The sequence below is a fragment of the Micromonospora chaiyaphumensis genome (assembly GCF_900091435.1).
In the GTDB taxonomy this organism is placed as follows: Bacteria; Actinomycetota; Actinomycetes; order Mycobacteriales; family Micromonosporaceae; genus Micromonospora; species Micromonospora chaiyaphumensis.
In genome coordinates this window covers 496,944-517,814 of the sequence record NZ_FMCS01000001.1, presented here as the reverse complement: position 1 = coordinate 517,814, position 20,871 = coordinate 496,944, and the positions used below count along the sequence as shown (strand labels likewise).

General features: G+C 73.8%; 14 protein-coding genes and 1 riboswitch. Of the genes, 7 read left to right on the top strand and 7 right to left on the bottom strand.

Annotated elements, in window-relative coordinates:
• Nucleotides 1–55 precede the first annotated feature (55 nt).
• Nucleotides 56–1,624, bottom strand: coding sequence for an LLM class flavin-dependent oxidoreductase (locus tag GA0070214_RS02510; protein WP_091258534.1), 1,569 nt, complete (start codon nt 1,622–1,624; stop codon nt 56–58).
• A gap of 344 nt (nt 1,625–1,968) precedes the next feature.
• A riboswitch (cyclic di-AMP (ydaO/yuaA leader) is annotated at nt 1,969–2,140 on the top strand.
• On the opposite strand from GA0070214_RS02510, the gene GA0070214_RS02505 reads away from it, so the two are divergent.
• Both GA0070214_RS02505 and GA0070214_RS02500 read left to right on the top strand, forming a co-directional pair.
• Complete coding sequence (locus tag GA0070214_RS02505; protein ID WP_091258532.1) at nt 2,140–2,817, top strand: LysM peptidoglycan-binding domain-containing protein; 678 nt, start codon at nt 2,140–2,142, stop codon at nt 2,815–2,817. Its footprint overlaps the riboswitch before it by 1 nt.
• Nucleotides 2,818–2,934: 117 nt before the next feature.
• On the top strand, nt 2,935–3,393 hold the full coding sequence (locus tag GA0070214_RS02500; protein ID WP_091258530.1) for a YbaB/EbfC family nucleoid-associated protein: 459 nt from the start codon (nt 2,935–2,937) through the stop codon (nt 3,391–3,393).
• A 79-nt stretch (nt 3,394–3,472) separates the two neighbouring features.
• On the opposite strand, the gene GA0070214_RS02495 is transcribed toward GA0070214_RS02500, so the two are convergent.
• Entirely contained in the window at nt 3,473–5,536 is a 2,064-nt protein-coding gene (locus GA0070214_RS02495; RefSeq protein ID WP_091258528.1) for a M4 family metallopeptidase, read from the bottom strand.
• Nucleotides 5,537–5,961: 425 nt separating this feature from the next.
• Entirely contained in the window at nt 5,962–8,379 is a 2,418-nt protein-coding gene (locus GA0070214_RS02490) for a M14 family metallopeptidase (RefSeq protein WP_091258527.1), read from the bottom strand.
• 407 nt (nt 8,380–8,786) lie between these two features.
• Here GA0070214_RS02490 and GA0070214_RS02485 point away from each other — a divergent pair, with 407 nt between their 5' ends.
• Entirely contained in the window at nt 8,787–10,703 is a 1,917-nt protein-coding gene (locus tag GA0070214_RS02485; RefSeq protein WP_091258524.1) for a CocE/NonD family hydrolase, read from the top strand.
• A 42-nt stretch (nt 10,704–10,745) separates the two neighbouring features.
• Here the strand turns inward: GA0070214_RS02485 and GA0070214_RS02480 are convergent, their stop codons facing one another.
• A complete protein-coding gene (locus tag GA0070214_RS02480) occupies nt 10,746–11,972 on the bottom strand; it encodes a PucR family transcriptional regulator (RefSeq protein ID WP_091258522.1) in 1,227 nt (408 codons plus the stop codon).
• A gap of 237 nt (nt 11,973–12,209) precedes the next feature.
• Between GA0070214_RS02480 and GA0070214_RS02475 the strand changes: the two genes are divergently transcribed.
• The 4 genes from GA0070214_RS02475 to GA0070214_RS02460 all read left to right on the top strand — a co-directional run bounded on the left by GA0070214_RS02475 (nt 12,210) and on the right by GA0070214_RS02460 (nt 16,425).
• Nucleotides 12,210–13,112 (top strand): dihydrodipicolinate synthase family protein, encoded by a 903-nt coding sequence (locus GA0070214_RS02475; RefSeq protein ID WP_091258520.1) that lies wholly within the window; start codon nt 12,210–12,212, stop codon nt 13,110–13,112.
• Between the two features lie 163 nt (nt 13,113–13,275).
• On the top strand, nt 13,276–15,333 hold the full coding sequence (locus GA0070214_RS02470) for a M6 family metalloprotease domain-containing protein (RefSeq protein WP_091258518.1): 2,058 nt from the start codon (nt 13,276–13,278) through the stop codon (nt 15,331–15,333).
• A gap of 70 nt (nt 15,334–15,403) precedes the next feature.
• Complete coding sequence (locus GA0070214_RS02465) at nt 15,404–15,835, top strand: hypothetical protein (RefSeq protein WP_091258516.1); 432 nt, start codon at nt 15,404–15,406, stop codon at nt 15,833–15,835.
• A complete protein-coding gene (locus GA0070214_RS02460) occupies nt 15,832–16,425 on the top strand; it encodes a TlpA family protein disulfide reductase (RefSeq protein ID WP_091258515.1) in 594 nt (197 codons plus the stop codon). Before GA0070214_RS02465 ends, GA0070214_RS02460 begins: the two co-directional genes overlap by 4 nt.
• Nucleotides 16,426–16,433: 8 nt before the next feature.
• On the opposite strand, the gene GA0070214_RS02455 is transcribed toward GA0070214_RS02460, so the two are convergent.
• From GA0070214_RS02455 to GA0070214_RS02445, 3 genes are read right to left on the bottom strand one after another with little or no spacing between them, the layout of a single operon-like run.
• Entirely contained in the window at nt 16,434–17,039 is a 606-nt protein-coding gene (locus tag GA0070214_RS02455; RefSeq protein ID WP_091259834.1) for a YdeI/OmpD-associated family protein, read from the bottom strand.
• A 17-nt stretch (nt 17,040–17,056) separates the two neighbouring features.
• On the bottom strand, nt 17,057–18,475 hold the full coding sequence (locus GA0070214_RS02450) for a CoA transferase (protein WP_091258512.1): 1,419 nt from the start codon (nt 18,473–18,475) through the stop codon (nt 17,057–17,059).
• 26 nt (nt 18,476–18,501) lie between these two features.
• A complete protein-coding gene (locus GA0070214_RS02445; RefSeq protein WP_091258510.1) occupies nt 18,502–20,814 on the bottom strand; it encodes a transglycosylase domain-containing protein in 2,313 nt (770 codons plus the stop codon).
• Nucleotides 20,815–20,871 lie beyond the last annotated feature (57 nt).

Here is a 20,871-nt window from a genome sequence, read left to right as displayed (position 1 = left end):
TGACGTAGGAAACCCAAAGCCAGCTACGTCACTCCCCAGCCGGGAATATCCGCGCTCAGAGCTGGCCGGCGTAGAAGCCGTGCCGGGCGAGCGGCTCGACGATTTCCCGCTCCTCGTACGACAGGTGCGACAGCAGGGTGTCGGTGAGCAGGTCCACGGCCGCCTGAAGCGCGGTGAAGTCGCCCGGCTCGCGGATGAGGTCCACCAGCGCGCGGTCCACGCTCTCCACCACCCCGTGGATCACCACGTGCTCCTCCTCGAGGCGGTCCAGCACCGCCGCCAGCCCGGCGTCCGCCTGCCGCAGGTGCGGGAAGATCGAGTTGTCCTCGAGGCCGTGGTGCTGGGTCACGACCGTGCAGTACGCCGCGCAGTAGGCCCCCAGCGTCCAGTTGTTCTGCCGCATGGTCATCTCGTTCAGCACGGCCCGGGCGGCGCCCGGCGCGACGGCGCCGCGCTTGACCTGTTCCAGCAGGTCACGCACCTGGGCGAGCTCCTGGCGCAGGTGATCGTGCACATCCACCAGGTGCTGCCCGGCGGCCTGCCCGCGGGGCGTGTAGACGTGCCCGGCCGGTGCCGGCGGCGCCACGGGCCGGGTGGACTCGTCCCAGGGCCGGCGCGGGCTCAGCCGTACCCCCGGATCGGGCGTCGGGGTGACCGCGAGGGCGGTCGACCCGCCGGCCTCGACGGCGGCCAGCTGCTCCTCGACGGCGCGGGCGCGGCTACCCGGCGTGGTGCGCTCGGCGGCGACCAGCTCGCGCACCGCGGGCGCCACCTCCTGCGCGAAGAGCTGCACGGCCCGCGGCTCGTCGCTGCCGAGGATGAACGTGGCGATGCCGTGGTCCAGCGCCAGCCCGGCCAGCTCCTCCACCCACTGCTCCGGCGGGCCGTCCAGGAAGCCGCCCGACGACCGCGAGAAGCTGCCCGTGACGTTGAGCAGCCGGCGCACCGCGCCGGGATCCCGTCCGCCCTCGGCGGCGGCCTCGTCGATCACCGCGTTCAGCGCCGGCAGCTCCGCCGGCCCCTTGGGCAGGTACGCCAGCGAGGGCAGCCAGCCGTCCGCCGCGCGGCCGACCAGCCGCAGCATCCGCGGCTTGTACGCGCCGACCCAGACCCGCACCGGGTGCGCCGGGGCCGGCCCGCGCTTCGCCCCGACCACCCGGTAGTGCTCGCCCTCGACCCGGACCATCCCGCGCCGGTCGGTGTCCCAGACCTCGCGGATCACCCGGATCCCCTCGTCGAGGGCGTCCACGGCCGCGCCGGGGGAGAGCCGCCGGCCGCCGACCGCCTCGATGGCCTCCCAGAAGGCGCCGGCGCCCAGCCCCAGCTCGACCCGGCCGCCGGTGAGCAGGTCCAGGCTGGCGACGCTGCGGGCCAGCACCACGGGCTGGCGCAGTGGCAGGTTGAGCACGTTGCCGGCGAGCGTGATGCGGCTGGTGGCGGCGGCCACGAAGGACATGAGCGTCCAGGTGTCCAGGAACCCGGGCTGGTACGGGTGGTCCTGGAAGGTCACCAGGTCCAGGCCGACCTGCTCGCAGAGCTTGGCCCGCGCCACCACCTGATCGGGCCGCCCGGCGCTGGGGGTGAGGAAGCCGCCGAAGGCCAGCTCGTGTCCGTGGTCGCTCATCCTCGCCACCTCTTGCCGATCTTGCGGGAACCCTGCCACCGTAGCCCCCGCCGGCGCCGGCCCGCCCGGCGGTTCCGGAACCGGCAAGGATTGCTCACAGTCGATGCCTGCGGGCATGTGGACTGCGCTGCTGGCTTCCTGGCTGCCCGGCGCCGAGGGCGGCGTGGCCGACGTCCTCTTCGGTGGGTGGGCGCCACCGGCAGACTGTCCGATAAGCCCTCTTCGGACAGTGCGCAACTCGAACGGTGTGGCCTTCGCTCGGCCGGGTGAAGAACTTCACAAGAAGTGGGCGTTCGTCGCAAAACGTTCCTAACGTCTATTCCGTTCGCGATCGCGGACACCACGGCCCGGCAACGCCTAATCCCGCCGCCGGCCCGGTGGTACCTGGACCTCGGCGGGAGCGGGGGACCCACACGTTCCTCGGTGCACGACACCTCGGGGTGAAGCCGCCTCCGGCGGCCGGGCTCCTCGGCCCGAACCCGACAGCTCACCTCGTCGGCGTGGAGGAAACCCACATGGCAACTGATCACGTCGCCCGTCACCGACGGACCGCGCCGCGTCGCACCGCCGTCGGAGCGCTCGTCGTCGGCGCGGCCACCGGCGCCGCCGCCCTTCTCGGCCCGGCCGCGCCGGCCAGCGCCGCCGGCGTCAACTGGGACGCCGTCGCCCAGTGCGAGTCCGGCGGCAACTGGCACATCAACACCGGCAACGGCTACTACGGCGGGCTCCAGTTCTCCCGGAGCACCTGGAACGGCTACGGCGGCCAGAAGTACGCCAGCCGGGCCGACCTGGCCAGCCGCAGCGAGCAGATCGCCATCGCCGAGAAGGTCCTCGACGGGCAGGGCTTCGGCGCCTGGCCGGTCTGCGGCAAGAAGGGCGGCTCCACCAAGAAGTACGCCAGCAAGGACTCGGGCGCGAAGAAGTCCACGAAGAGCCCGAGAAAGTCCACCAGGAAGGCCACCTCGGAGGGGTCGTCGCGCGGCTACCGGCCGAACACCCGCGGCGACCGGCGCGCCGCGCCGAGCACCGGCGGCGCCGGCAGCTACCTGGTCCGGCCCGGGGACACCCTCTCCGAGATCGCCGCCGCGAGGCACGTCGCCGGCGGTTGGCACGCCCTGTACGAGCGCAACAGGAGCGTGGTCGGCGGCAATCCGGGCCTCATCTTCCCGGGCCAGCGCCTGCGCCTCCGCTGACGCCACACCGGTGCTCCGCACCACGAAACGCCCGGCCGGGGTTCCTGGCCGGGCGTTCGGCGTTGGCGCCGGTTGCTATCGTCACGGTGCTCGGAAAGACGTGAAGAAAGCGCGGATATGACCAACGATTCGTTCTCCGCGGCCGCGAGCCTCGACGAGCTGCTGACCAGGACGCAGCAGGCGCTGTCCGCGATGCGGTCCCGGGCCGCCGAGCACGCCGACGGCGCGCCGGACGAGCTGCTCCGGGCCGAGGGCGGCGCGGCCGGCGGCCGGGTCCGGGCCGTCGCCGTCCAGGGTGGCCGGCTGGAGTCCGTCACCGTCGCCCCGGAGCTGGCCGGGGAGCCCCTGGACACCCTGTGCGGGCACGTCGTGGCGGCCGTGAACGCCGCCCTCACCGAGCTGGACGCCCGGGTGAGCGCCTCGGCCCGGGCCGACGTGGACGCCCTCGCCGCGCGGCTCGGTGCCCTGCCCGAGCAGTCCGCGCGGGACATGGAGCGCTTCAGCCGGGCCATGGAGGGCGTCGCGGCCCGCATCCGCCGCGACGGCGCCGGGTCCGGCGCGCCCCGCCCGGCCTGACCGGGCCCGCACCGCCCCCCGGCGGAAACGACGAAGCGGCCGGCCGTCGGGAGGACGACGGCCGGCCGCTCCGGTGGGGTCAGCTCAGCGTGACCGCGGTGTCGTCGACGACGAAGGAGGTCTGCAGGGAGCTGTCCTCCACGCCGCTGAACGAGATGGTGGCGGTCGTGCCGGCCAGCGACGAGATGTCGAAGGACCGCTGCACGTAGCCGGTGGCCTTGTTGAGGTTGGAGTAGGTGGCCAGGGTCGTGCTGCCCGCCTTCACGGTCAGCTTGTCGTAGGCGGTGGTCGTGGTCGACTCCGCGCTGTCGATGTGCAGCCAGAAGCTCAGCGTCGCCCGGCAGCCGGCGGGGATCGTCACCGACTGCGTGAGGGTGTCGGTGTGGGTCGAGCCGTAGCCGTCGAGCCACGCCTTGTAGGAGCCGCCGTGCGCCGCCTGGCTGCTGGAGTTGGTGATGACGCCGGAGGAGGCGGTCCAGCTCACGTTGCCCGACTCGAAGCCGGGGTTGGCCAGCTTCTGGCCGGTGCAGCTGCCCGACGGCGGGGTGGTCGTGGTGGTCGGGGTCGGCGTCGGGGTGCCGCCCGTGCAGGTCGCCTCACCGGTCTGCGCCGGCACGCTGATCGCGTTCCAGGCGGCCTTGACCGCGTCGAACTCGGTGCAGCTGGTCGGGTAGAGGTTCTTCGCCGCCTGCAGCGTCCAGACCCGGTACTTCAGGTACGACGAGGACGAGGTCTTCAGCAGCATGGCGTTGTACATGATCTTCATGGCCTTCTGGATGCCCAGGCCGGTGACGCTGCTGCCGTTGCAGGTGGAGCTGGCCGGCTGCCCGTTGGTCGGGCTGCTGCCGTTGGCCAGCAGGTAGAACCAGTGGTTGCCCGGGCCCGCCGCGGCGTGCACCTCGGTGCCGGGGATGCTGCTGGAGTAGCAGTTCGGGTCGCCGAGCGCCGACGGGTTGTACATGTTGCGGATCGGGCCGCTGCCCACCAGGTTGACCTTCTCGCCGACCAGGAAGTCGGGAGCGTCGTAGGTGGACGGCTCGTCGGCGAACCACTCGGTGGCCGCGCCGAAGGTGTCGGCGACGAACTCCTGGGTGCCGCCGCCGGAGATGCCACCCGGCGTGTGGTCGTCGATGCCGTGGCCGATCTCGTGGGCCACCACGTCGAGCGAGCCGATCCACTGGCCCGAGGTGTTCTTGCCGATCTGGACCTGGGTGCCGTCGTAGTAGGCGTTCTGGTCGTTCAGACCCACCCGGATCGGCCAGTAGCCGCCGTTGCCGTCGGCCCCGTTGCGGCCCAGCCACTGGGCGAGCATCTTGTGCTCGGTCTGCGCGGCGAACAGCGCGTCGACGCAGCCGGTCTCCCGGTTGGTGGCGGTGCCGTTGCCCCACACGTCGTCGGAGCCGCTGAACGTCGTGTTGGTCGCGGCGTCCTGGCAGCTCAGGTTGGTGACGGTCGGGTCCTTCATGGAGTACGTGGTGCCGGACTGCGTGGTGTTCAAGGTCAGCGGGCTGGGCCCGTTCCACGCGCCGGTGCCGGTGCCGTGCACGACGTGCTCCTGCGTGCGCAGCACCGCGCCGCTGACGGCGTCGACGTCGACCGTGAGCCGGCTCGGGCCCTCGGCGCCCGTGCCGCGCACCGTGGTCTCCCAGGCCAGCGCCGGCTTGGCGCCGAGGGTGTAGACGACCAGGTTGGTGCCCTCGACGGCGGTGACCTTCGTGAGCTGGGCGCGCGCGGTCTTCGCGGCGGCGGCCGAGGTCAGCTTGGGCGTGGTGGCGAGGCTGCCGATGGCCTGCTGCTGGGCGACGGAGGCGTACTTCAGGTTGCCGGCCGTGTCGGTGGCCAGCACGAAGTCGCCGCCGACCACGGGCAGGCCCTTGTAGGTGCGCTCGTAGGGCACGTACTGGGTGCCCTCGGAGGAGATGACGGCCTTCTGCACGAAGGCGTCGTCCGCGCTCGCGTGCAGGTAGGCGGGCCGGTTGGCGACCAGCGCACGGGCCGAGTCGGCGGCGATCGCGCGGGCCTGGGCGGCGTCGGGGGCGGCGGGGCCGGGTGGCGCGGCCTGCACGGCCGCAGCGGTGCCGGCGGCGATCAGACCGGCCGCCGCCGCGCCGGAGAGCGCGACGAGGCGAGGTGAGAGCTTCAAGGGGGTTCGCTCCTGTTCCTAGGCGCGCCGCACGGAGCCCGGTGGGGACGGGCGGCGCGATGTGGCGAGGCGGGTGGCGGCCGATCTCCGAGGCTGCCGGCGTGGCCCCGGTTCGACAGATCGACCGTCGTGAGCCGCCGGGGGTCGGCGACTCGCTGGGGGCACAATCACACGGGCCCGGGCCGGGATCAATGGGTGACCCGGGCAACCGACTCCCCCCGGTCGTCGCGTCGTCACCGCGCATTCAGGAAGCCATGATCTTCAATAGCCCCTGATCAGGGCGAATGTTCGCGACGGTGAACGGGCCCGCGCCCGATCCGTGGCGATTGCCGCAGTGTGCTCATGGCGCACATTGATCCTCGTCTCGGTCCGCCGCGCCCGCGACGCCGGGCACGGGGTCCACCCCGTGCCCGGCGTCCGCGTGCTCAGCCCCCGACCGTGGCCTTGCGGAAGTTCCGCCCGTTGCCGTCGGGACGGTAGTTGTTCTCCACGTTGCCGGCGGCGTCCACCGAGAACCAGTGGATCCGGGTCCCGACGGGCAGGGTCAGCGTCTCCCCGCCCTCCCGGATGCCCGCGGAGCCGTACCGGGTGGACGCGTAGGTGGGCGCCGCGCCGTCGAGGGTGTAGAAGACCGCGGCGGGCTCGCTCACCGTGAACGTCACGTCCACCATGCCCGGCGTGTCGCCCGGGGTGGTCGACAGGCCGCTCGTCGGCCGCTGGTGGTCGGTGTCGAGGTCCCGGGCCACCCGCATCAGCTCGACCAGGCCGTTGGCGAACTCCATCGTCTCCTGGTGCGCCTCGTCCCAGTCCGGCTGGAACGACGTGCCGACCTCGAAGTTCCAGGCGTAGATGCCGTACTTGTACCAGAGCATGTCGCCGGAGTTGCCGGCCGCCGAGTAGAGCACGTCGGAGATCGGGCCGGTGCGGGCCGGCGTCACGGCCATGTTGCGGTGCCGCTTGATGGCAGTGAGGATCCGCGACGAGGCGCCCCAGAAGAACGACTCCTGGTCGAGGGTGGGACGGGGCGCGGAGACCCGGCCCGGGACGGCGTACGCCCCCGGCGACCACATGAAGTAGTTGCCCGAGGAGTGCAGGTTCATCGAGAACCTGATGTTCTCGTGCTGGGCCAGCCAGTCCAGGTTCCTGTTCTCCGGCTCGGACAGCTCGCTCGGCCCGGCGTAGGTGTCGCCGGTGCAGCTGCTCGACGCGCCCGAGTAGCCGTCGAACAGGCTGTACTCGGTGTAGTTGCGGTTGTTGTCGACGCCCCACGAGTTGCGCGCCAGGGCGTCGGCCGCGCCGGTCAGCGGGCAGTGGTTGGTCATGTTCCGCCGCTGCGAGGCGAAGTCGTAGAACGAGTAGTGGCCGCCGTCCGGGTTGACCGACGGGGCGATCCAGATGTCCAGGTTGTTGACCAGTTGCTTGGTCCGGCCGTCGTGGCCGTAGTTGCGCAGCAGTCGCTCGGCGCTCTCCACGGCGACCAGCGGCGGCACCCACTCACGGGCGTGCTCCTGGGCGTACGCGAGGACGCCCGGCCGGGAGCCGTCGCGGTGCTTGCCGATCCGGATCGCGTACACCGGGTGCGGTTCGCGGGAGACGGTCGCGGGTGCCCGCAGGCCGTCGGTGAGCACGGTCCGCGCGGCCGGCGCCACCACGCCCGCGCCCGCGTTGCCGCGATAGGTGTACGCCCGGACGAGCGAGCCGGCGCCGGCGTTGAGCGCGGCGACGACCTGCGCGGCGGTGCTGGTCACCGTGCCGGCGGCGTCGGTCGCCAGGCCGACCCGGATGTCCCGGCCGGTCACCGTCACCGTGAGCGGCCGGCTCGCGGCGCCCGGGTCGGCCAGCTCGACGGAGATGCCGTTGCCGCCCTCGTGGCCCCAGGCCAGCGTGTCGACCGCGACCCGGCCGGCGTTCGCGGTGCCGAGCACCGCCTGCGCCTTGCGGCGGTAGCCGTTCGTCTTGTACGGCAGTTCGACGACCTCGGCCAGGTCGGGGAACTCGGCGGCGAGCTGGTGGATCCGGGCGTACAGGTCGGTGGGCGTCAGGTAGCTCGTGACGAAGTCCTTCTGGTAGCCCGGGCCCTCCGGGTCGTCGGCCGGGGTCGGCAGCCACTCCGTGACCCGCGCCTCCGCGACGTCGCCCGTGGGGCTGGTGATCCGGATCCGGTCCGGCCGGGCGGTCACCGTCGCCGCGCCCCGGTGGTAGAGGTAGACGCCGGCGTCCACGAAGCGGGAGATGGTCTGGCTGCCGCCCGAGCCGATCTCGGTGCCGGGGCCGCTGTCCCGCTGCACGGTGAGCGTGCTGGTCGACGTCTGGCCCTGGGCCCACTTCGCCTCGACGGAGAGGATCTGGTTGGTGCCGGAGGTGTAGTAGTCGGCGCGGATGATCCGCACGTCCGCGGCGTCGGAGGTGGCCAGGGCCGCGGTGAAGGCGCGGTTCTCCGCGGCGTGCGCGGCGATCGTCGCGGCGCGCTCCTCGACCCGGTCGGCCGAGTCCGCGGGCCGGAGGACGACCTCGCCGAGCCGGTAGCCCCGGGCGCGCAGGGCCGCCGCCTCGCTGGGCGTGACCACCGCGTGCGCGACGATGCCGTCCTCGGTGCGGGAGACGTCGTGGTCGAGGTCGACGCCGGTGGCGACGAGCCGGTCCAGCTCGGTGGAGTCGGCGAGCAGGACCTCCACCACGCTCGCCGCCTCGTCGGGCAGGCGGTTCAGTTCGGTGCTGCCGCCGGCCGGTTCGGCCGGCGGGGTGACCGCGGCGGCCGGGCTGACCAGGAGCAGGGCGGAGACGGCCGCGATCGCGACGACGGGTGCCGGCCAGCGACGGGCACCGGGTGTGGGTATGCGCATCGTTGCCCCTTTTCGTTCATGGGTGGGAACTGCGGGCTTCGACGGTCGGCGGAATCGAGGTCGGGGTGCCCCGTGGGTCCGGTGCGACCAACGGATGAGGGTGGACGGATCGACGGGCCGTGCCGGTGCGGCGGCGGGCGGCCCGGTGCCGCGAGATCACCTCGAAGCGGGTCGGTAACGGGCGACTGGCCAGGGATTGGCCAAATCGTGTGCCCACCCACCGTGTTCTGTCAACGACTCTGCGCGGTTGCCGGGCGACCTGCGACAGGCGTAGGAGCCGGGGCCGGCCATCTCCCACAGCTGTCCGATGACCGCCGCGTCCGTCGATCCGTAGGTTCGGGGCGACCGTCGCGGCGGCGTGTCCCCTGTGTACGCCGCCAGCCGGCGTGGGGAGGAGGAGCACGCGCATGCGAAGCGGAAGACATGCCTGGCGGGCCTCGGTGGTGGCCCTGGTGGTCGCCGTCACGGGGCTGCCGGCGACCGGCGCCCTGGCCCAGCCGGGCGCGGACGAGCGGGCCCGGCTGGTGGTCGAGGACGGCGTCACCCAACCGGTGTTCGGCTACGCCGACGCGGTCCGGGAACGGATCTTCGTGACCTCGGACGTGGACACCGACGACGACGGCGCCCGCGACGTCGTGGCCATGGACATCATCCGGCCCCGGGCCAGCGAGAACGGGCTCAAGGTGCCGGTGGTGATGGACGCCAGTCCGTACTACTCGACGGTCTGCCGGGGCAACGAGAGCGAGTGCAAGGCCGACGTCGACGGCGACGGGCTGAACGACACCTGGCCGCTGTTCTACGACAACTACTTCGTCCCGCGCGGCTACGCGGTGGTGCTGCTCGACATGATCGGCACCAACAACTCGACCGGCTGCCCGGTCACCGGTGGCCGGGCGGACAACATCAGCGCGCCGACCGCCATCGACTGGCTCAACGGGCGCCGGCCGGGCGTCGACGCCGCCGGCCGGCCCGTCGTGGCGGACTGGCACAACGGCCGCACCGGCATGATCGGCAAGTCGTACGACGGCACGCTGGCCAACGCCGCGGCGGCCGACGGGGTGGCGGGGCTGACCACCATCGTGCCGATCTCGGCGATCTCCAGCTGGTACGACTACTCCCGGAGCAACGGCCTCGTCACCCGGGCCAACAACTACTCGGGCAGCCTCGCCAACACGGTCACCAATCCGGCCCGCCGGGCGCACTGCGCGGCGGTGCGGACCGCCCTCGGGCAGGGCGGCGACGACGTCACCGGCGACTACAACGACTTCTGGGCCGAGCGGGACTACGTGCCGCACGCCGACCGGGTCCGGGCCAGCGTCTTCGTGGTGCACGGCATCAACGACGACAACGTCCGGGCGGACCACTTCAGCAAGTGGTGGACCGCGCTGGGCGAGCAGGGCGTGCCGCGCAAGCTCTGGCTGACCGGCACCGGCCACGTCGACCCGTTCGACTTCCGGCGGGGCGCCTGGGTGGACACCCTGCACCGCTGGTTCGACCAGTGGCTCCAGGGCCTCGACACCGGGATCATGCGCGAGCCGGCCGTCGACATCGAGCGGGCGCCGGACGTCTGGGAGACCGCTCGCACCTGGCCGCTGCCGGACGCCCGGCCGACCCAGGTGTTCCTCCGGGCGCCGACGACCGGGAACGCCGGTGGGCTCGGCGTCCGCTCCGGCCCCGGAAACGGGTCGGCGACCTTCCAGGACACCCCCACCATGAGCGCCGCCAACGCCATCCGGCACCCGTCTGACCCGGCGGCGAACACCGAGAACCGCCTGGTGTTCCTGTCCGCGCCGCTGACGGCGCCGCTGCACATCTCGGGCACGCCGGTCGTGAAGATCAACGCGACCGTCGACGGCGAGGACACCAGCTTCGCCGGGCTCCTCGTCGACTACGGCACCCGCCCGCGGTTCAGCACCAGCGGCGACGGCATCCGGACGCTGACCGAGGAGGACTGCTGGGGCGCGACGGCGACCTGGGGCGGCTTCGCCGAGAACGCCTGCTACCGGAAGACGGAGAAGACCGTCGCGACCAACCCGCAGGAGCTGGTCACCAAGGGCATCATCGACGGCCTCAACCTCGACTCGCCGTCGGTGTCCACGCCGCCGGTGCCCGGCCAGAAGACGGCGGTCGACGTGAACCTGCTCCCCGAGGACTACGTCTTCGCCGCCGGCCACCAGATCGGCGTGGTGCTGCTCGGCTCGTACTCCGGCTACAGCAGCCGGGCCAAGCAGAACCGGGCCCACATCACCGTCCACTTCGACCGCAGCCGGATCACCCTGCCGGTGGTCGGCGGCCGGAGCGCGGCGGTGGCCGCCGGCCTGTAGGAGGGTCCGGGGCGGGGCGCCGACGACGTCGCCCCGCCCCGGTCACCGGTCCGGCTGGTATCCACCGGTGAGCCGGCCCAGCTTCAGCGCCAGGTGCAGGCAGAGCCGCTCGTTGCCGTCCTTGAGGTCGGTGCCGGCGAGCAGCTCCACCCGCTGGAGCCGGTAGTACAGGGTGGTCCGGTGCAGTCGCAGCCGTTCGGCGGTGGCATGAGCGTTGCCGGCCAGGTCCAGGTAGACCTCCAGGGTCTCCAGCAGCACCTGGTGCGCCTCGTCGCCGAGCAGCCGGCCCAGCCCCGGGTGCACCCGCGCGACGTCCAGGTGCCGGGTGTCCACCCCGGACAGCAGCCGGTAGATGCCCAGGTCGGCCCAGGGCACGACCGGGCCCAGGGCGGGCAGTTGCACGCCCACCCGGGCGGCCTGGAACGCCTCCTGGTAGGACAGGACGCTGTCGTACAGCCGGGGCCGGCCGTCCCCGACGCCGAGCACGGTCCGGCTCACCGACACCAGCCCCCGGGTCGCGGCCCGCAACGCCTGGTCGAGGTGCGCGGCGGCGTCCTCGGCCGCCACCAGGCCGGTGGCCCGGCCGCCACAGAGCAGCAGCACCCCGTGGTCGTGCCGGACCAGGTGCAGGGTCTCGCGCGATCCGACCCACTGGCGGGTGGCCACCAGCGCGTGCTCCAGGGCGATCCGGGCCGCGTCGTCGAGCACGTCGTCCCGGGCCGTCGCGAGCTGGGCGACCACCGCCCTGACCTCACCGTCGCGGGCCACCACGCCGTCGGTGAGCAACGACCGCACGGCCTCCCGCCGGGCCTCCGGGGACTCGACCAGCAGCGTACGGGTCGCCTCCGCCTCCCGCTGCGAGGTCAGCTCGCCGAGCAGGTTCTCCCGGTAGAGGGCCAGCGACAGGTCCGGCATCGCCTCGGTCACCACGGAGATGTCCTCGTCGGACATCCCCTCCGCCGCGTCGATGAACCACACGAAACCCAGCAGCAGGTCCTGGTGCCGGATGGGCACGCAGACCCGGGGCAGCAGGTCCAGGTCGGGGCAGGCCGGGGTACGCACCGGCTGCCGGGCCTCCATGACGCCGATCTCCCGGGCCCAGGCGATGATCTCCGGGGTGTTGTGCCGGCGCAGGATCGCGCTGCGGCGTACCCCGTCGATCACCCCGGTGTGTTCGCTGTAGACCACGACACGCTGGCGCCGGTCCTCGATGAGTGCCGGACGCTTCACCCGCGCCGCGACCCGGTCGACGATGCGTTGCAGCTCCATGCGCATGCGCTTCCCCCGGACCGGCCCGGGTCCCGGCGGGTTCACCGCGCGGGGCGGGCCGGACGTTCGCTGGTAAGGACCCCTGGGCCTACCCTCCGATGATGTTGGCCGGGCGCGCAATACCCGCGAGAGCCGTACAAGGTAACAGTGCGCGGTTCCGGCATCTGTCGGAAGACCGCGGGCCGGGACGCCACCTAACGTGTGCGGGGCCGGTTCCACTGAGAAGGGAACACCGTCGTGGCCGCAACCACGCCGTGGCAGGGTGTCGTCGTCGCCCTCCCCACGCTGTTCCGGAACGACCTCTCCGTCGACTACGACCGGATCCAGGAGCACGTGCGATGGCTCGGTGACGCCGGCTGCCGGGGCGTGGCGCCGTGCGGGCCGCTGGGGGAGTACCCCGCCCTGTCCGAGGGGGAGCGCGCCGACGTGGTCCGCGCCGCCGTGGAGGCGGCGCCGCCGGGCTGCGCGGTGCTGCCGGCCGTCGGGGGGTACGGCAGCCGGCAGGCCTGCCAGTGGGCCGAGCAGGCGCTGTCGGCCGGGGCGCGGGCGGTGCTCGCCCCGCCGCCGGTCGGCTACCCGGGCGGCCCCGCCGAGGTGGTCGCCCACTACCGCGAGGTGGCCGCCGTCGGGCTGCCCGTGGTGGTGTGCCGCGACCCGGCCGAGGCCACGGTGGACCTCACGCCGGACCTGCTGGCCCGGATCGCCGAGACCGACGGCGTGGTGGCGGTACGGGAGGACGACGTCCGCCGGCTGCACCGGGTGCGCGACCTCTGCCCGCACCTCGACGTGCTGGCCGGCGCCGACGACGTGCTGCTGGAGCTGACCGTGTGCGGCGCGGCCGGGTGGCTCGCGCGCTGCCCCAACGCCCTGCCCCGGCTCTGCCTGCGCCTGCACCGGCTCTGCGCGGCCCGCGACCTGGCCGCCGCGCTGCCGCTCTACGCCCGGCTGCACCCCCTGCTCGGCTGGGGCGCCCGCACCGAGGGGGTGCAGGCGGTGAAGCTGGCCATGGGCCTGGCCGGCCGGTACGGCGGCCCGTGCCGCCCGCCCCGGGGCCCGCTGCCGCCCGATCTGGAGGAGCGGCTGTGCCGTGACCTGCGGCGGGCCGAGCGGGCCGAGACCGGGCCGGTGCCCGCGGCGTGAGCGTCCTGCACGTGTCGGAAGTCGCCGGTCCACCTGCCGACATCTGCACGGTGACCGCCGCGCCGGCCGGCTCCTAGGGTCGGAATCGGGGGTGATCAATACGGACGGCGAGCGCCTCCTGATCGCCCCGCCCCCACCCGCCCCCGACCTGAGAGGTGACTCGATGCGCCTTCTGCCCACGAGGCGTGCGGTGTGGCGCTCGGTGCTGGCGGCCGCCGTCACGACCGTCCTGGTCGCGACCGGCTCTGCCGGGCCGGCCTCCGCCGCACCGGGCGACCCGCCGGCCGGGCCCGCCCCGTTCCAGCCGCTCGACCCCCAGCGCTGGCAGAACCCCGACACGATGACCTGGGACGACTACCGGCAGGTGCCGGGCCGGAACTGGGCCGACCCGACCGTGCGCGGCTCGGTCCGCAACTTCAACATCGCACTGGTCACGCTGGACTACGTGGACCAGCCGTTCGTCATCACCCAGCCGGCCGGCTCGACGGTCTTCGGCAACCCGCAGGCGACCGCCGCGAACGTGCCCCGCGACCAGGTCGCGGGGTTCTACACCGACTTCCTGAACAAGCCGGGCGACCTCAACCGGGGACACACCCTGCACGAGTACTGGATGCAGGACTCCAACGGCCGGTACGGGGTGGACCTGAGCGGCTTCGGCCCCTACCGGATGCCGGCGAAGTCCTACCAGTACGGCATCGACAACGGCTTCAACCCCGGCGCCTGCCCGGCCGGGGAGGCGTGCGCGAAGAACATCCGCACCGACGGGCTGGGCGCCTGGCGCGCGGCGGTCGGCGACGCCGTGGCCGACAGCTTCGAGCTGGTCTTCATCCTCTCCGCCGGCCAGGACGAGTCGTCGACCTGGCAGGAGTTCGGCCAGATGATGTTCCAGACCAAGGAGGACGTGCCGGACGCGTGGGGCCCGCCGGACCCCGCCCTGCCCAACTACGCGAAGACCCGGTACGTCGAGTGGACCTCGTGGAAGGCGGCATCGACCATCTGGCCGAACGCCGGGGGTGGCTCCTCCACCCAGGCGGAGAGCTCCGGCCAGGGCGTGTACGCCCACGAGCTGAGCCACCTGCTGAGCATCGGGGACAACTACAACAACCCGTACGGCACGCCGTTGCGCCGCGCGTACACCGGCATCTGGAGCATGATGTCGCGCGGGTCGTTCAACGGGCCGGGCGGGCCGCACACCCGCTGGCAGATCCCACCGACCAACGGCGGCTCGATGGGCTCGCTGCACATGCTGCGGGACAAGCTGAAGATCGGCCTGCTCGGTGAGGAACACGTGCTGCGGCTGTCCCGGGAGGGGCTGGCCACCTCGGGGATGGTGGTCGCCGACGTGACCGCCCGGGCCGTGGACGCCGGACCCGGCGGGCTGACCGGCCTCAACATCGCCATGAACACCGACCGCTCGCCGGCGTGCAGCGTCACGACCGACCCGCTCTGCGACGGCGGCCGCTACAACAACTACACGGTCGAGGTCGTCGACCGGCTGGGCGCGGACTCGTTCACCCCGGACGACGGCGTGCTCATCAGCAAGACGAAGAACACCGACAGCGCACCGTTCGTGTGGGTGGTCGACGCCAACCCCCAAGACATCGACATGGTCGACTTCTACCAGCCGAACGGCACCCCGCAGAAGATCACCATGGGCGACTACCGCCAGCTGTCCGACGCGCTGTTCCACGCCGGGGCCAACTCCGGCAGCGAGTACGAGTACGTGGACGAGGCCAACCGGCTGCACTTCTACGTGCTCAACCTGCGCCGGGACGGCGACGGGGTGCTGTCGTACACGGTGGCCGTCCGGTCGCTGGACGGCGCCGGGCCGAGCACGCACGGGGTGGCGCTGTCCAAGGGTCACCTGGAAACCCGGGGCAAGCCCACCGGCAAGGGCGCCACCTGCACGTTCGACCTGACCAACACCGGGACGTACGTGGCCGGCGGGCAGCCGCACCCGGAGGACGCCGGGGCGTACCTGCGCTCCGACGTCTACCGGCTCTCGGCCACCGTCGGCGGCCAGGGCTGGCGGGTGGAACTGCCGAACGAGCTGGCCACGGCCGAGTTCGGGGCCAGCACCCCGGTCGCCGTCTCGGTCGGCGCCGGCTCCGGCGCGACCGCGACCACCCTGGTGACGCTCACCGCCACCTCGGAGAGCGACCCGAGCCGGACCGTGACCAGCCAGTGCCGGGTCGAACGGCCCCGCGCGCAACTCGGCTGACCGCGAACCGGGGCGGTGCGGCCCGCGTGGCCGCGCCGCCCCGGACCCGCCCCGACGACCAGGAGGACAGATGCGTCGCCTGCTGGCAGCGTTGGTGCTGCCGTCGCTGCTCACCGGCGCGCTCACCGCGTGCGGTGACGCCGAGGAGGCCCGGACGGCGATGACCGTGCGGGTGCTCGTCCGGGACATCAACATCCGGCCGGTGGGCGTCGAGTGCGCCGGCACCGGCCCCTACACCCACTTCCACAACCGGTCGCCGTTCCGGGTGGTCGACACCGCCGGCCGGACGCTCGCCGAGGGCGCGCTCGCCCCGGGCCGGTCGGTGGCGACCTTCGCCGAGGACCTGGAGGTGCCGCGGGTGCCCACGTACTGCGAGTTCGCCGTGCCGGTCGACCTGGCCGCGCGGGACGCCTACCGGCTGGTCGTCGACGGCCACCCGCCGGTCGACCTCACCCCGAACGACAGCGAGGGCCCGGCGCTGGTCGCCGTGGTGCCGTCATGACCCGGGGGTACGCCGGCCGCCTGGCCGCCGTCGCCCTGGCGGCGGCGCTCACCGTGACCGGCTGCTCGGGCGGGGACGAGCCGCCCGCCCGGCCGGCGCCGGTCGCCGGCGGGGCCGCCGCGCTGCCCGGCCCCGCACCGGCGGGCCTCGCGCTGCGCCCGGCGCCGGCCGGGGCGCCCGGCGCGCCGGCCGTCACCGGCGCGCTCACCGACGGCAGCCCGGTCGCCCTCGCCGACCTGTGGGCCGACCGACCGGTCGTGCTCGTCTTCTTCACCTCCTGGTGCACGCTCTGCGCCGACCGCCAGGCGGCCCTGAGCGAATTGGCCCGCCGCCACCGGGACGAGGTCGTCCTCGTCGGGGTGGCCACCGGGGACCGGCCCGAGGACGTCCAGGGCTACCTGCGGGAGCACCGGGTCGAGTACCCGGTCGTGCTCGACGCCGACGGCACCATCTGGCGGTCGTACGCGGTCCGCGAGCCCCCGGCCGTGGTGGTCGTCGCCAAGGGCGGCGCGCTGCTACGCGGCTGGCCGGGCGGCGTGGACGCGGCCACCCTCGACGCCGAGCTGCGCCGGCTCGTGCTCGCCGGCTGACCGGCGGATCAGTCCGCCGCGGGGGGCCGGCGCTTCTGCGGGTACGGGGTCTCGCCCCGGGCCAGCATGTCCACGAACTCGGTGATCCGCCGTGCCCGGGTCTCCGCCCGCTTGAGACTGGCGAGCCGGTAGATGATCGACCACCGGTTCTGGGCCGTGAGCACGTCGAACATGGCCTGGGCGCGGGCGTTCCCGGCCAGCGCGGCGGTCAGCTCCGCCGGCACCTCTGCGGTGGCCTGCCCGGCGTACGCGGCGTCCCACCGGCCGTCGGCCCGGGCGCGCTCCACCTCCGCGAGCCCGGGCGGCCGCATCCGGCCCTCCTCGACGAGCCGGGCCACGATGCCGACGTTCCGCGCGGACCAGGGGCTGCGCGCCCGGCGCGGGGTGAAGCGCTGCTGGAAGGTGACCTCGTCCCGGCGCCGCTTCTGGCCGTCGATCCAGCCGTGGCACAGCGCCTCGTCCAAGGCCTGGTCGTAGGTCAGGCTGGTGGGTGTGGTCGTGCCCCGCCTGGCCAGCACCAGCCACACGCCCGCCGGCTCGTCGTGGTGGGCGGCGAGCCAGTCCCGCCAGGCGTCCGCGTCGGGCACCACCAGCTCCGGCGGTTCCTGCGCCATCGGTTCCTCCTCCGTGCTCAGCGGGCCGGCCAGGCCGGCGGGTCGCCGCCCCAGCGCGTCGGCGGGGTCGCCCACGTGCGTCGGCCGCCGGGCAGCGTGAGGGGCGGCAGCGCGTACCGGAGGCGGCCCGCGGGGGCGTCTCGCTCGGCGCACCAGGGGGCCGGATCGGGCGGGGTGCCCGCCGGGGCCGCACCGGCCGGCAACTCGTGCCGCAGCCACCGGGCCGTACGCGCCAGCGACAGCTCCGCCGTCCAGGCGCCTCCGTCGCGCGCCCGCCGGGCCAGCGCCCGGAGCACCGCCGCGGCGAGCAGGTAGCCGGCGCCGTGGTCGAGCGCCTGGGCGGGCAGCACGCCGGGTACGCCGTCCGGCTGCCGCTCGATCTCGGCGATGCCGGTGGCGGCCTGCACGAGGCTGTCGAAACCGCGCCGCCCGGCCCACGGGCCCGTGCCGCCCCACGCCGACAGCCGCGCCACCACCAGGTCGGGGCGGTGCCGGCGCAGCGCCTCCGGGTCGAGTCCCCACCGGTCCAGCGCCCCCGGCCGGTAGCCGGTGACCACCACGTCGGCGTCGGCGACCAGGGCCGCGAACCGGGCCCGGTGGGCGTCGCGGCCCAGGTCGAGCAGGGTGGAGCGCTTGCCGGCGTCGGTGTCCAGGTGCTGCGGCTCCAGCTCCGGCAGGCCGGGGGAGTCGACGCGCAGCACGTCGGCGCCGAGCAGGGCGAGGAACCGGGTGGCCACCGGACCGGCGATCACCCGGGTCAGGTCGAGCACGCGTACCCCGGCGGCCGGGAGCCCGCGTGGCGCGGGCGGCGCCGGGCGGGCCGCCGCCGGGGCGTCGGCGCGCAGCCGGACCAGCGGTTCCGCCGCGACGGCCCCGGCCTGTGGGTGGGCGTCCCACTCCTCGGGGCTGCGGGCCGCGACGGCGAGGCCGTGGGCCGCCGTGACCCGCTGTTCGAGCTCGACCGCCGGGCGGGCGCCGATCCGCTCGCCCACGGCCGCCACCAGCGCCTCGTCGTCGGGGCGCGCCGGGTCGAGGTCGAGCGCGGCCAGCAAACGCCGCCGGTGGTGCGGGTAGTTGGCGTGGGTACGCACCCAGCCGTCAGCGGCCGGCCAGTATCGGGACAGCGGGGCGAAGCCGCTGAACGCCTGCCCGTCCACCCGCAGGTGCCGCTCGCTGGTGAAGGAGACGGCCACGGCGCGGCGGTCGACGGTCAGCGGGCCGTCCGCCGCGGCCCCGCGGGCCCGGGCCAGCTCCAGGGCGGCCAGCCCGGCGGCGGCCACGCAGGCCACGGCCAGGTCGGTCACCGGCAGCCGGGCCGGCAGCACGCCGTCGGGGCCGGCCGGCCGCACGGCCGCGACGTCGGCGGGGTCGCCGCCCAGTGCCGCCCAGGCCGTTGCGATCGCCGCCGTCGTCGGGTCCACCACGCCGTCGATCATCGCACCGCCCCCCGACGGCCCGACGCTCAACGGGGTCGCTTGGTCTTCGACGGCGACAGGCTCGGCAGCGGGCTGAGCGAGGGAGAGACGGTCGGCAGCGAGGTCGGCCGCTTGCTCGGGGTGGGGCTCGGACTGGACGGGGTCTCGGTCGGCGTCGGCCGGGCGGACGGCGTGGGCGAGGAGGTCGCCGGCGGCGGCGACGGGGTGGTGGTCTCCGGGGCGTCGTCCGGGAACGCGGGCTCGGCGAACTGGTACTTGTCCGGGTCCAGCTTCATGGCCGCGGTCGCGTCCGCCATGAACTGCCGCCAGATCGGCCCGGGCCCGGTGGAGCCGTAGACCTCGTAGCTGCCGTCCTTCGTCTTGAGCGGCTTGCCGTCGGTGGTGCCCAGCCAGACGGCGGAGGCGAGGGCCCCGGTCCAGCCGACCATCCACGTGTGCACGTTCTGGGTGGTGCTCTGCCCGGCCTGCCAGGTGCCGGTCTTGCCGGCCGAGTCCCAGTCGTTGTCCAGCTTGGCCGCCTTGACCCGGCGCAGCGTCCAGTCGAGCTGGTTGATCGCCTCCTGGTCGAGGCCCAGGTCGGTCGTCCTGAGCTGCTCGCCCCACACCTTGTCGTCGCCCTTGGTCACCGACCGGACGAAGTGTGCGTCCGCCCGCTTGCCGCCGGCCGCGAACGTCGCCATCCCGTTGGCGTGGTCCTGGACGCTGATGCCGTACTGGCCGATGCCGACCTCGGTGGAGAACCGCCGGGCCACCTCGTCGGCGGGCTCGCTCCGCAGGTCCACCCGCTGGGGCTGCGGGTTGCCCTTGACGGTTTCCCACATCGACTCGACCCCGGCCCGCTTCGCCATGTCGATGACCTTGGCGGTGCCGAGCTTCTCGGTCAGCTCGAAGTAGGTGACGTTCAGCGAGGCGACGGTCGCCTCCCAGAGCGCGCAGTTCGGCTGGCAGGGCGCGTGCTCGGCGTTGCGGATCGGGCCGGCCGCGCTGCCCTTGGTGCGCCCCGACTCGGGGAACTCCTTGGTGTCGGGCGAGTCGAACCGCTGCTTCACCGAGATGTCGTTCTCGACGGCGGCGGCCAGGTCGTACACCTTGAACGACGAGCCCGGGGGGTGCTGGCCGAACCCGCGGGCCTGGCCGTTCTCGTCGCGGTACCAGCCGGCGTAGTCGGCGCCGGAGCCGCTGTTGCCGCCGTAGTAGCCGAGCACCCGGCCGGTGCCGGGCTCCACCGCGACGAGCGCGGCCTGCCAGTTCTTCGGCTGGCCGCGGACGGCCTCCGGCGCGCTGTCCCGGCGGATGTCGGCGGCGGCCTCCGCGGCGTCCTGCACCCGCTTGTCGATGGTGGTGACGATCTTGTAGCCGCCGTCGCGGATCACCTCGTCCGGCTTGCCGCGGAACGGCTCGGTCTCCCGCAGCTCGCTGAGCACGTGGTTGACCACCAGGCCGGTCGGCCGGTCCAGGCCCGAGCGGCCCGCGTTCGGGTCGATGGGCCGCACCGAGTCCGGGTACGCCAGGTTCGCCGCCTGCTCCGACGTGAGGTAACCGAGCTTCACCATGCCGTCGCGGATGTAGTTCCAGCGGTCGATCGAGTTCTGCTTGGCGAGGGCGTTGCGCCGGGGGTCGTAGCCGGGGGAGCCCTCGGGGTCGGCCGGGTCCGCCTCCGGCTGCTTCACCATGGCGCAGAGCACCATGGCCTCGGCCTGGGTGAGCTGCTGCTGCGGCGGGGCGTCCCGGCGCACCGTCTTGCCGAAGAAGGTCTGCGCGGCGGCCTCGATCCCGTAGGCGCCCCGCCCGAACGGGACGGTGTTCAGGTAGAAGCCGAGGATCTCCTCCTTGCTGTAGGTGTCGTCCAGCTTCCAGGCGACGACCGCCTCGCGCAGCTTCCGGGAGTAGGTCACCCCGCGCAGGTCGGCGGCGACCCGCGCGTACTGCTGGGTGAGGGTGGAGGCGCCCTGCCGCTGCCCGCCGGTGACGTTCGCCCAGGCCGCCCGGAGCACGCCCTTGAAGTCCACGCCCTTGTTGGTCCAGAAGGTGCGGTCCTCGGCCGCCACGATGGCCTGCTTGGCGGAGTCGTTCATCTGGTCGTACGGGACGATGGTGCGGTTCTCCGCGCCCAGCTTCGCCATGGGCGTGCGCCCGTCGGCGTAGTAGACGGTGGTCGACTCCGGCAGCTTGAGGTCGGTGGGGGTCGGCACGCTGTCGAAGTAGTAGCCGCCCGCCACCAGGCCCGAGCCCGCCAGCAGCGCGAACACCGCCAGGAAGACCAGCAGGCGGTGCCGTCGACGCCTGCGCCCCGGGGTGGGGGTCGCGGAAGCGTCGTCGTGGTCACCGGTCTGATACATCCGCACCCGATACCCTCCGACTCCTCGCCCGAATCGTTCCCTGCCCGGCTCGCAGGC